The sequence below is a fragment of the Salinirubellus litoreus genome (genome assembly GCF_037335815.1).
GTDB classification, from domain to species: domain Archaea; phylum Halobacteriota; class Halobacteria; order Halobacteriales; family Haloarculaceae; genus Salinirubellus; species Salinirubellus litoreus.
Genome location: NZ_CP147841.1, coordinates 2120489 through 2132798 on the forward strand (window position 1 = coordinate 2120489; position 12310 = coordinate 2132798).

A 12310-nucleotide genomic window follows, 5' to 3' on the forward strand; every position below is an offset into this window, starting at 1 on the left:
CGGGGGCCGTACGATCAAAAACCCGGGTGGAGTCCTCGTGCTATCGGGAGATACCGCCGCCGGATTCCTCGATCACCCGCTCGACCTCCGCAGGGGTGACGGTCGCGGCGTCGCCGTCGAACGTACGCTTGAGCGCGGCCGTCGCCGACCCGTAGTCGAGCGCCTCCGGGATCGATCCCCCGTCCAGCCGGTGAGCGAGGAACCCGCCGACGAAGGCGTCGCCGGTGCCCACCGGGTCCCGCGTCTCAGCGGCGTAGGCGGGTTGTCGGTGCGTCTCGCCGTCGTGCCACGCGAGCGACCCGGCGTCGCCCAGCGTCAGGACGACCGTCTCCATCCCGTGATCCTCCGCGAGGGCCGCCGCGACGCCCTCCGGATCGCCCTCCCGTCCGAGCACCTCGGCGGCGTCCCGCTCTGCGACGACGAAGCTGTCGACCAGCGGGAGAAGTTCGCGTATCGTCTTGCCGGCCTCCGCGGGCGACCAGAGCTTCGACCGGTAGTTCAGATCGAAGACCGTCTCGGTACCCGCTTCGCGGGCCGCTTCGAGGAGGTCGGTGGTCGTCCCGACGAGCGTCTCCGAGAGCGCGGGCGTGATGCCGCTCGTGTAGAACATCTCCGCGTCGCGGACCCGAGACAGCGGGAGGTCGGCGGTCGTCGCCGTCGTCACCGCCGCCCCGGCGCGGTCGTAGACGACGTTCGTCCCCCGAGGTTCGCCGCCCGGCTCGAGGTAGTACGTACCGACGCGCCCCTCGTCGGTCCAGGCGACGTCGGGTTCGACGCCGTGGAGGGTGAGCGACCGGGTGATGCGTCGGGCGACCGGGGTGTCGGGGAGTTTGGAGAGCCAGACCGCCTCGCGGCCGAGTTCGGCGGCGGCGACGGCGACGTTGCTCTCCGCCCCGCCGACGTGTACGTCGAGTCGATCCGTCAGTTCGAGCCGCTCGCCGGGTGGCGAGGAGTAGCGCAGCATCGTCTCGCCGAACGTCACGAGGTCCGCCATAGCCCCGACTCCCCGGCGGACGAGTATAAATCCCGCCCGTCCGGACCGCTCCCGACCGGACGGTTGAAGCACGCGGGGGGAGAACGCCCGGTATGGATCTCGGTCGCCGGAGCGGGCTCTTCCTGCACGTCACCTCGCTCCCCGGACCGGAAGGCATCGGCACGCTCGGGGCGGGCGCACGCGCGTTCCTCGAATTCGCGGAGCGGGCGGGCGCGACGGTCTGGCAGGTATGCCCATTGGGGCCGACCGCCGGCGTCCACGGCCACTCGCCGTACTCGCCGCTGTCGGCGTTCGCCGGCAACCCCCTGCTCGTGGACCTCGACCGGCTCGTCGAGGCCGGGTGGCTCGAAGCGGGCGAGGTCGAACCCCGACCCGACACCGGCCCGCACCGCGTCGACTTCGACGCCGTCATCGACTACAAGATGCCGCGACTCCGGGTCGCCTTCGAGGGGTTCGAGGCGCGGGCGAGCCCCGACGAGCGGGCGGCGTTCGACTCGTTCCGCGAGCGCGAGGCCGACTGGCTCGACGAGTACGCCCTCTTCATCGCGCTCAAGCGGAACTTCGACGACGCCGGATGGACCGACTGGCCGGAGCCGCTCCGCCGACGGGACCCCGACGCGCTCGCCGAGTGGCGCGAGGAACTGGCCGACGAGATCGCGTTCCGGGAGTTCGTCCAGTTCTGCTTCGATCGGCAGTGGAAGGCCCTTCGGGAGGATGCCGACGAGCGGGGGATCGATCTCGTCGGCGACGTGCCGCTGTACGTGGGGATGGACAGCGCGGACGTGTGGGCGAACCGCGAGGCCTTCGCGGTCGGGCCGGACGGCCCGGAGGCGGTCGCGGGCGTCCCGCCCGACATGGGCGACAGCGGTCAGCGCTGGGGGAACCCGCTGTACGACTGGGACCATCTCGAATCCACTGGATTCGACTGGTGGGTCCGGCGATTCGAGCGCACGTACGACCTGGTCGATATCGTCCGACTGGACCACTTCAAGGGGTTCGACAGCTACTGGGCGATCCCGGAGGCCGCCGAGAGCCCGGCCGAGGGCGAGTGGCGCGAGGCCCCCGGGACGGAGCTGTTCGAGGCCGTTCGCGAGCGTCGGGGCGGGTTCCCGGCCATCGCCGAGGACGTCGGTCACCTCTCGGAGTCGGTCCACGAACTCCGGCAGCGGTTCGACGTCCCCGGGATGCGGATACCACAGTACGCCGACTGGTGTGCGGAGAACCACCTCTACCAGCCACACACCTACCCCGAGGACGTCGTCGCGTACACGGGTACTCACGACACGGACACCGTGGTCGGGTGGTACCGTTCCCTGGACGACGAGCAGCGCGACTGCCTGCACTACTACCTCGCCACCGACGGCCAGGAGATCCACTGGGACCTGCTGGACGCGGTGTGGGGCTCGGCGGCCGAACTCGCGGTCGCGCCGGTGCCGGACGTGCTCGGCCTGGGGTCGGACGCGCGGTTCAACACCCCCGGGACGACGTCGGGCAACTGGGACTGGCGGGTCACCCGCGAGGGGTTCGACCCCGACGTGGCCGACCGACTCCGTGCGCTCTCGGACCACCACCTGCGCATCTGAGCGAACAGACGGCACCGTCCCCCCTCCGCGCGGTGTCGTGCCGTGCTCCCGCGAGCCACCGCGCGGCTTCGTTCAGATCACGACACGGGGTGGTTCCGTTCCGGTATTTGAAGCTCCGGGCCGAAATCAGACGGAGATCGGTCGGGTCGGTGACCGCTCACGGTCGAGCGCCACTCGATAGCACGCTACTCCCGACTGAACACGACGACCTCGCCGTTGTCGAGGGTCACCGGTTCGTCCGCGGCGACCGTCCCGACGCCCGGTGAGACGAGCACCGGCTCCCACCCGTCGGCCGGGAGTCCCTCGACTGGGAGGTCGGTCGGCGTCTCGATGGCCGAGACGCCCTCCATGTTCGCGAGGAAGAGCAGGGATTCGCTCCCGTCCGGCGCGACCCGGTGGCCGTAGTAGAGCACCGTCCCGTCGGCCGGGTGGCGGTAGTCGAACGCCTCCTCCTCCCGGACGTCCCCGCGGAGCCAGGGCCGCTCGTGGCGGAACTCCCGCACCGCCCGATCGAACGCGGTCCGCTCGTCGTCCTGTCGGTCGGCCCAGTTCCCGAGGCTCGCGAACTCGTGGAAGTCACGCATCCAGGCGTAGCCGAACCGCTCCAGGTCCTCGGGAGTGGGATCGCCGTCCCCGAGCGGCGGGTCGAGCGGCGCGAGCATCGCCGGCATCCCGTCGAGGTCGAAGTCGGTCGCGCTCACCGTGTCGTACAGCGTGTGCATGAACCACCGGAGCGTCTCGGCGTCCTCGAAGCCGAGCTCCTTCAGTCGGCGGAAGTGGCCCGACTCGGGATAGTCCGTCTCACGGATCTGCCACTCGGCGACGTTGTGCTCCTCGGCGACCACCTTCACGTTCCAGGGGGCGTCCGTATCGCGGACGAACCCCCACGGCCCCCTGAAGTTGGCGTTGAGGAAGTCCATCGGCACCCCCGGGAGGAAGCAGTGCATCAGGGCGTTCGCCGCGGGGCTGTCGTACGCCGCGTCGATGATCTCCGTGGGGGTCTCCCCGAGGTGGGGGTTGATCGGGTCGTCCTCCCAGGAGGTCCCGACGCTCCGCTGGCCCCCCCGGCGGACGGTGTCGTGGTTGGCGACGCCCGTGATCCAGTTCGAGCCGAAGTCCGCCACCTCGCGCACCCGCCACCACTTCGTCGCCCAGAACGTCAGGAGCGCGGGCGTGTTGTGCGCGAACGTGACCGGCGACCACTGGAACGAGTGGGGGTGCTGCTCGATGAGCGTCCGGTAGGTGGAGGCGAGCTCCCAGTCCTCGCGGGGCCACGGCCGGCCGTCCTCGTAGATCATCCACGGCCGGTACTCCGTCCCCCCCACCTCCTGGGTCACGCGATCCATCTCGGCGAGGAACTCGTCGTCGTGCCACTCCCCCCGTTCCTCCGACCAGTTGGTGAAGTCCTGCGCGCCGTCGACGCGGATGCCGTCCGCGCCGAACTCCATCTTCCGGCGCTGCATCTCCAGCAGTATCGCCCGTACTACCGGCTCCGTGTAGTCGAGTTCTTGCCCGTACATCCCCGGCCCGGAGAGGAAGCGGTCGTTCAGGAGGTCGAGAGCGCCGTTGTCCGCGTGGCCGAGGGCGATATCGAACACGACCCGTACCGGTCGGGGCATGTCGTGACACGCCGCGATGAAGTCGACGAGTTCGTCCGGGCGACCCGTCTCCAGGAGCGCCGGGTTGACCGCCGGGAACCCCGCGACGACGATGTCGTAGCCCCAGTTCAGCATGTCGGGGGACTCGACGGTCACCTCGACGCGGTCGCCCGAGCGTTCTTCGGGGCGGAAGTAGCCCGGGTGGTCCTCGTTCTCCGTGATCGGCTCGACAGGCATCAGCTGGATCGCGTCGTAGCCGAGGAAGTTGCGGTCCGCGGGTGTGAGATCGTCACCGTCGCGCTGCTTCGCCGCGATTTCGCGGAGCCGTCGAGCGAGGGCCCCGAGGCTCCCCGTCTCGGTCGCCGTCCCCGGGTGTACCTCGAGCATCGAGGTCGCCGGATCCACCCGGGGCAGGCCGTCGTCCTCGGTCGTTGGAATGGCCTCCTCGTCGGTACCGAACGAGCGGAAGTGTTCTCGATCGGGCCGCTCGCGGTCGAGCGAAGCGAGGTCGTAGAGTTCGGCTGGCGCGTACGCGCCGAACGGGAGCGACGACGCGAGCGGGTCGAGGACCTCGCCGCGCTCGCCGTCGTGCTCGTAGACGAGCCGGTAGAGCGAGCCCAACTGGTCCCGAGTCCCGGGTCGCATCCCCTCGACGGCCGCCCAGGTGAACTCGCCCTTGCGTCGGGTCTCGACGATCGCCCGGTCGAACTCGACGGTCGTCTCGGTACCGAGGTCGACCGGCTCGCGTGCGGTCAGCACCTCCAGCTCGACGGCGTCGGCGGGCACCTCGTCGGCGAGCTCGGGCGTCCAGAACCCCACCTCGGCGTACCCATCTCCCGCGCCCTCCTCCTCCGAGCGCCACTGTGCCCCGAGGTGTTCGACGAGCTCCTTCGCCGCCTCGAACCGGTCGTCGTGGTCGTCGAGTATCCGCCGCTGTCGGTCGACCAGCGCGTCGGTCCGTTCCGCGAGGATGCGCGGTTCGCCTGCGCCTTCCCCGCTCCCCCGCCCGCGTCCGTTGTCCTCCTCGCTCATCCCTGTCGGCGGGGTTCTACGGGGACCACAACCACGTTTCCGACCTCGACCTCGCTACCCCGGTCGACCGACTCGCCGGTAACACGGTCGGTCGAGCCGACCGACTCGTCCGGGAACGAGACCGTCGCCGGGTCGTCCCCGAAGTTGCAGGCGACGACGTAGCGGTCGTGCTCGGCGTCCTCGTCCTCGGGGGTGGTCCGGGCGTAGGCGACGACTTCCTCGGAATCGCTCTCGAAGTCGACCCGCTCGAACCCGCCCCGGTAGCCGAGCGCAGGTGTCGACTCGCGGGTGTCGATCAGCGACTCGTAGTACTCGTACAGCGAGTCGTCCGCGGCGTCCCAGTCGAGGGCCCCCCGGCGGTTGCGCATCCCGAGCTCCTGGCCTGAGTAGAGCATCGGTATCCCCGGGAGCGTGAACAGCGTCCCCGCGGCGGCCTCGGTCGCCGCCCTCCCGCACTCCTCCACGTACCTGACCTCGTCGTGGTTCTCGAGGTAGAGCATGAACCCGGCGTGGTCGGGGAAGCCCACCTCCTTGCGCTGTTCGATCGCGTCGAGGACGGCCTCGCCGGGTTCGTGGCCGCGCCCGACCTGCCGGAGCGTGAAGTAAAGCGTCGTGTCGAAGTGGACCTCGAACATCGAGCCGTGGAAGTCGGCGATGTAGGGGATGGTCTCGTCGAGCAGGAGAAACTCCTCGTCCATCGCCTTCACCCGGTCGTGGACCTCCCGCCAGAACGACTGTGGGACCGCCCACGCCATGTCACACCGGAAGCCGTCCACCACCGGGGCCCACTCGTCGACCGCGTCGAGCAGGTGCCGACGGACCTCCAGACTATCGAAGTCGAAGTTGGCGATGTACTCCCAGTCGAAGTACGTCCCGGGCTCGCCGCTCTCCTGCCACTCGTACCAGTCGTAGTAGTCGCTGTCCGGGTTCCCGTAGGCGTCCTCGAAGAACGGGTGGGCGCGCGCGGAGTGGTTCATCACGAGGTCGAACAGCACGCGGATCCCGTGGTCGTGTGCGCTCTCGACGAACGCCTCGAACTCCTCGCGGGTCCCGAGATCCTCAGCGATGGAGAAGAAGTCCGTGATGTTGTAGCCGTGTTCGTACTCGTCGTTCTGGAGGACCGGCGTGAGCCACACCGTGTTCACGCCGAGGTCGGCCAGATACGGGAGACGCTCCTCGAGCGCGCCGAACGAGAAGTCGTCCTCGCCGGCGAACCCGCGGACGTACACCTCATACAGCGTGACCTCCTCGGCCCACTCGGGCGGGTCGTAGAGCCGCTCGACCGAGCCGTCGGGGTGGACCCGAACCGCGTCCGGTACGCTGTAGCCGTCCTCGCCGACCGAAACCACGTGGACCCGGACGGGCTCGTCGGGCACCGGTAGCTCGGCATCCCAGCCCTCGACGGCCAGCCCGGGGTCGGGGTCGCGGTCGTCGACGTGGAACTCCACGTCGAGGTCGGTGTCCGGCTCGTCGTCGACCCCGCGGCGGGCCGTCGCCTGGAGCGAGACGCGGTCGCCCTCGCGACCGCCGTCGAGACGCACCCGGGGCCGGGACTCCCCGTCGGGTCCACCGGGCCGTCCGGAGCCGCGGGCGCTCCCCGAGGCTCCCGACCGGCCGGCGGGGCCCGATCGGCCGCTCGCTCCCGAGTACCCCGAGGCCCCGTCCCCGGCACCAGGGGCCATCTCGCCCGAGAACGACCGGACGGTCAGTCGGTGGGTCCCGTCGGGGGCGTCGAGGGCGACGACGTAGGTGCCGGGGGCGTCCGGGACGAGGTGTTCGACGGGCTCGTCGCCCAGGGTAGTGGTGCTCCCGTCCGGGGCCTCCTCTATGTGCCAGCGGTACGTCGCCGAGGGGTCGGGGTCCCGCGGCGAGAGATCGACGTCGTGGCCGACAGCGGTAAATACCGGCGGGCCTGGCTGATGCATAGGCGCGCGTTGTTCCCGGCGGTATAAGGTTTTACTCATTTCTGAATAAGTAATTCGCCGAAAACCACCACGCTTTAACTGCTGTGGGGCCCGACCGTCGAGTATGCGACTGCGGACCGCGATAAATCGATACAAGCGGGGGCTCGAAGGGGGGATGTTTCCGGCGGAGTGCCCCACGCACGCCGGGGCGTTCTCCGGGTACGGCGACCGACTGGTGTACGTCGACCCCGACGGATCGTTCCGGGACTACTCGGCATCGCTCTCCGATCTACACGGGGTCGACCGATCGCGGTTCGGCATCGAGACCGGCGACGGTGTGCGCTGGTTCGACGACACTACCCCGGTGCGCCAGCACTACTACCGGGACACCGCGCTGGTCGAGACGGAGTACGACGCCGACGAGTTCACCGTCCACCAGTACGATCTCACGCTCGGACGGGCCCACATCACCCACGTCGAACTCCGCGGGGAGGTCCCCACGGACGCCCGGTTGACGGCCTTTCTGACGTTCGCCCCCGAGGGCCAGGACGGGCAGGTGGGACGGCTCATCCACGACGGGGCCGGACCCGACGGTGGTGCGACCGTCGAGGTGTTCCACCGCGAGGAGCACGACTACGTCACCGCCTCGACCGGCCTCTCCGCCGTTCGGGGGCAGGTCCCCGAGCGGTTCGACGAACTGCTCGCCCCCGAGCCCGTGGACTTCCCGCGCGAGGTCCCCCTCGAGAACTACGAGGACACCCACCTCTCGAGCGACATCGTGGTCTCGGCACCCCTGGAGCGCGCGGGAAGGGGAATGCGGACGACGCTCGTCACCCAGCTGTCCGACCACACGGAGACCACCCGCGAACAGGCGCTGGCGGACGTGCGCGGGTCCGCGGAGATGCACGCGACGCCGGACGCGCTCCGGACGGCCGCACGCGAGCGGGTCGCCGTCGAGACGCCCGAAGGGACCCCCCGCGAGGGGACCGTCACCGACGACCTCCGGGCGCTCTCGCTGCTGACGGCGCCGACCGGCGGACGAATCGCGGGTCCGGACTTCGACCCCTACTACGCCTACTCCGGCGGCTACGGCTACACCTGGTTCCGCGACGACGCCGAGATCTCGGGCTACCTGCTCTCGGCGGCCGATCGACTCGACCTCGATCTGGGGGACACGCTCGAACGGAGCGCCCGGTTCCACTGCGACGCCCAGCTCGAGGACGGCACCTGGCCCCACCGGGCCTGGGCGGTCGACGGCTCGCTCGCTCCCGGATGGGCCCACGCCCGCGTCGAGAACCGGGACGTCCCGGAGTACCAGGCCGACCAGACCGCGAGCGTGGTGACGTTCCTCGCCGAACTCCTCCGCGAGCGCGGCGACGACCTCGACGAGTCGCTTCGGTCGCGGGTCCGGGAGACCGTCCGGCAAGGCGTCGAGGGGCTCGACGCCACGCTCGACGAGGACGGCCTCCCCGAGCGGTGTCAGAACCTCTGGGAGGACACCGACGGCCGGTTCACCCACACCGCGGCGACGTTCCTGGAGGCCTACGCGACCGTCTCGCGGACACCCGTCGGCGGGGAGGTCCGCAAGCACGCGACCGTCCGCGCCCAGGAGGTGATGGAGGGACTCGACGCGCTCTGGGAGGGGTCGGCCGGCCACTACGGGCTCCGTCTCGACGGCGACGACCTCGACGACCGGCTCGACTCGGGGACGTTCGCACTCGTCTCGGCGTTCGTCGAGTACGACCGCGCGCTCGGGCTGTCCGAGGACGCCCTCGACCGACTCGTCTCGCACGTCGAGACGGCGCTCGATGGGCTCTACCGCGAGACCGACGACGTCCAGGGGCTGGTCCGCTACGAGGGCGACCCCTGGCGGCGACGGTGGCAGGACGAGGAGAAGGTCTGGTCGGTCTCGACCGTGTGGGGTGCCGACGCGGCCACGCGGCTCGCGGCGCTCCTCGACCGACGTGACCGGACCGACGAGTCGGAGTCACTCCTCGAGTGGGCCGGCCACCTATACGAGGTGCTCTCCCCCGACGGGCCGCTCTGCACCGACGCGGGCTTCCTGACCGAACAGGTCTTCGACGACGGGACGCCCGACTCGGCCGCACCGCTCGGCTGGTCGCACGCCCTCCGGCTCCACACCACGGCGCTGCTCGCGGAACTCGACGCCCTCCCGGCGGTGGCGACCCCGTCGGGGCCGGAGTCGCGCCCCCGGTGGACCACCGCCGAGAAGTACGGCGTCGGGACCGTCGCGGACCACGACGACTCCGACCCCTCGAAGGTGTGGTTCACGCTCACCGACGGGGCGCTCACGGAGGTCCGCTTCCCGCGGATCGACGTGATGAACCTCCGGACGCTCGACTTCCTCGTCGTCGACACGGACGAGGACGAGTCCTACACCGCCCGCACGTTCACCGAGGACCGCCGCGACGAGCGGACGGGGACGCTCGAACGCCGCGCCGAGCACGTCGGCGAGTCCTCGCTCCGATTCAGACAGACCGTCACGGAGACCGGCGACGGCCGCGGCCACGAGTGGCGGCTCACCGCCGAGTACGTCGCCGACCCCGACCACGACGCAATCGTGGCGGACGTCTCGTTCGAGGCGCTCGACGACGCGGAGTACGCCGTCTACGCCGTCGCGGACACCGCGCTCACCAACACCGGCGATCACGACATCGGTTACCGTCTCGGCGAGGCGGGTGCCTACCACCTCGTCGCCCGCGACGCCGGTGCCTTCGACGCCGAGGGCGACCCGCTCCTGGTCGATGGGGACGGCGATCCCTACAGCGTCGCCACCGCGCTCGTCGCGGAGGACCGCTTCGACTGGGCCACCGTCGAGGTCGGCGGCTCCGGCCGGCTCGGTCGGCTGTTCGGGGAGGGGGTCCTGGACGGCGGTGCCGCCGAGGCGACCGACGAGAACGTCGTACTCGTGGGTCGGCTCGGGACCGGCGGGGGGTACGACGGGACGGTCGCGCTCGGCTTCGCCGAGGACGCCGACACCGCCGGTGCGCTCGGGGAGGCCGAGGGTTCGCTCGCCCGCGGCTACGAGACGGTCCGGGCGGGCTACGACGACTCCTGGCGGGCCTACCTCTCGGACAAACCGCTGCCCGACTCGGTGGCCGACGACCGCGAACTGGCCGAGCAGTACCGCGTGGCGCTGATGAGCCTGGCGGCGGTCGAGGACAAGACCTACCACGGGGCGGCGATCGCCTCCCCGTCGGTGCCGTGGGGTGAGGCCGTCATCGCCGACGAGCCCAAGGGGTACGGCTACAACTTCGTCTGGTCGCGCGACCTCTACCAGACGTTCACTGTCCTCGACGCCGTGGGCGACGTGGAGACGGCACACGACGCCCTCGCCTACGTCTACCGCTACCAGCAGGACGAGGACGGGTTCATCCCGCAGAACACCTACCTCAGCGGTCGGACGCGGTGGGGCGGCGAGCAGATGGACAACATCGCGTTCCCGGGCGTGATGGCCTACCACCTCTACGAACGCGGGGTCGGGTTCGCGAACGCCGACTACGACTACGCGAACCTCCGGCGCTCCTCCGACTACATCGCCAGACACGGTCCGGCCACACAGCAGGAGCGCTGGGAGGAGGAGTCGGGCTACTCCCCCTCCAGTATCGCCGCGGAGATCGCGGGACTGACCTGTGCGGCGAAGGTCGCGATCGAGGAGGACGAGCCGGGCGACGCGCTCGCCTGGCTGGCGCTGGCCGACGACTGGCAGTCCCGCGTCGAGGTGTGGACGGCCACCGACAACGGGACCGATCGGATCACCGAGATCCCCTACTACGTCCGGGTCACCCGCGACGGCGACCCGAACGCGGGCCACTACCGCACGCTCGCCAACGGCGGCCCGACGCTCGACGAGCGGGAGATCATCGACGCCGGTTTCCTCGAACTCGTCCGGCTCGGGGTGAAACCCTGGGACGACGAGACGATCCGGAACTCCGTGGAGGTGGTCGACGAGACGATCCGCGTCGAGACGCCCCACGGTCCGGCGTTCTACCGCTACAACGGCGACGGCTACGGCGAACTCGACCGCGACGAGGAGGGTGCGCCGTGGGCGATCGACGGCGGGGGCCGGGGTCGGCTCTGGCCGATCTTCACCGGCGAGCGCGCCGAGTACGAGCTGCTCGCCGGCGGCCAGGGGGCGGACGATCCCGAGTCGCTCCTGCGGACGATGGCCGGGTTCGCCAACTCCGGGCGGATGCTCGCCGAACAGGTCTGGGACCGCGACCGCGAGACCTCCTACAACTGGGAGTTCGGCGAGGGGACGGGCTCCGCGACCCCGCTGGGCTGGTCGATGGCCCAGTTCGTCCGTCTCGCCCACGGCATCGACGCCGGCGAACCGGTCGAGCGCCCCGCCTTCGTCGCCGAGCGCTACGCCACGGGCGAGGCCCGAGAGGGTCCCTCGCTCGTGGTCGACACGGAGTTCGAGGGCGACCGGGTCCGCGTCTCCGGGGAGACCGACGGTGCGCTCGTCGCCGTGAAGACGCCCACGGAGACGGTGGCCGTCGACCCCGAGGACGGTCAGTTCGAGACGCGCGTCGGCATCCAGCACGGCGAGAACCGGATCGTCGTCGCGGCGGCCACCGAGGCCGATCTGGAGCGGGCCGGGACGACCGTCGAACGGCTGGCACTGTAGAGAGGAGACCGCGATCGCCTCGGAGACGCTCAACGCTGAACCCACCTCGATCGAGATCCGCTTTTGCGAACAGCCGGCACTCGATCCAGTCCACGGGGCGACGTGCCGGGCTGCCGCGCCCGCCCCGTGGTGACTCGTCAGAGCACGGGGTCGGTGGTCCCGGTTCCCGATATAAACGTATGCCCGGGGAAGGTGGTCGTGTTCGGATAGCCGCCCATCGAACCATCGGGTGGGACTGAAAGGGGCCGCCGGCTTGAGGAAGGCGGACGACGCAAGCACCGTGGTTCGAGAGACGCGAAGCGTCTCTCGTCACTGAGCGAATCGGAGATTCGCGAGGTCTGCGAACGCTTCGCGTTCGCCCGATCACGAAACGGCGGAGCCGTTTCGAACGACAGCAGAGCGAGGAGCGGAGCGAGTCCCCCGACTCAGGCCGGCGGGGGCTTTCGAGCTGATTTCGGAAACTGCTGGTGGCTGAAACAGAAGCACTCGAGAGCCCCCGACCGATACGCTCCCGCGGCTCGTTGCGGTCCTCGCCTCGTTCGCTTCGC

General features: G+C 70.3%; 5 protein-coding genes. 2 read left to right on the top strand and 3 right to left on the bottom strand.

Features of this window, described 5'->3' with window-relative positions; translation table 11 throughout:
- Positions 1-40 precede the first annotated feature (40 nt).
- The gene (kdgK1, locus tag WDJ58_RS10435) at positions 41-994 is read right to left on the bottom strand and encodes a bifunctional 2-dehydro-3-deoxygluconokinase/2-dehydro-3-deoxygalactonokinase (RefSeq protein ID WP_338917640.1); all 954 of its coding nucleotides are present in this window, start codon (positions 992-994) and stop codon (positions 41-43) included.
- Positions 995-1086: 92 nt separating this feature from the next.
- Here kdgK1 and malQ point away from each other — a divergent pair, with 92 nt between their 5' ends.
- A complete protein-coding gene (gene malQ, locus WDJ58_RS10440; protein WP_338917642.1) occupies positions 1087-2577 on the top strand; it encodes a 4-alpha-glucanotransferase in 1491 nt (496 codons plus the stop codon).
- 185 nt (positions 2578-2762) lie between these two features.
- On the opposite strand, the gene gghA is transcribed toward malQ, so the two are convergent.
- Together gghA and malA are read right to left on the bottom strand one after the other, a co-directional pair.
- On the bottom strand, positions 2763-5207 hold the full coding sequence (gghA, locus tag WDJ58_RS10445) for a glucosylglycerol hydrolase (RefSeq protein ID WP_338917643.1): 2445 nt from the start codon (positions 5205-5207) through the stop codon (positions 2763-2765).
- A complete protein-coding gene (malA, locus tag WDJ58_RS10450; protein ID WP_338917644.1) occupies positions 5204-7132 on the bottom strand; it encodes an alpha-amylase MalA in 1929 nt (642 codons plus the stop codon). Before malA ends, gghA begins: the two co-directional genes overlap by 4 nt.
- Before the next feature lie 103 nt (positions 7133-7235).
- On the opposite strand from malA, the gene WDJ58_RS10455 reads away from it, so the two are divergent.
- On the top strand, positions 7236-11762 hold the full coding sequence (locus tag WDJ58_RS10455) for a glycoside hydrolase family 15 protein (RefSeq protein WP_338917645.1): 4527 nt from the start codon (positions 7236-7238) through the stop codon (positions 11760-11762).
- Positions 11763-12310: the final 548 nt, after the last annotated feature.

Coding starts and splice junctions, on each gene's coding strand:
- kdgK1 (WP_338917640.1), bottom strand. CDS start 994: ATGGCGGACCTCGTGACGTTCGGCGAGACGATGCTGCGCTACTCCTCG.
- malQ (WP_338917642.1), top strand. CDS start 1,087: ATGGATCTCGGTCGCCGGAGCGGGCTCTTCCTGCACGTCACCTCGCTC.
- gghA (WP_338917643.1), bottom strand. CDS start 5,207: ATGAGCGAGGAGGACAACGGACGCGGGCGGGGGAGCGGGGAAGGCGCA.
- malA (WP_338917644.1), bottom strand. CDS start 7,132: ATGCATCAGCCAGGCCCGCCGGTATTTACCGCTGTCGGCCACGACGTC.
- WDJ58_RS10455 (WP_338917645.1), top strand. CDS start 7,236: ATGCGACTGCGGACCGCGATAAATCGATACAAGCGGGGGCTCGAAGGG.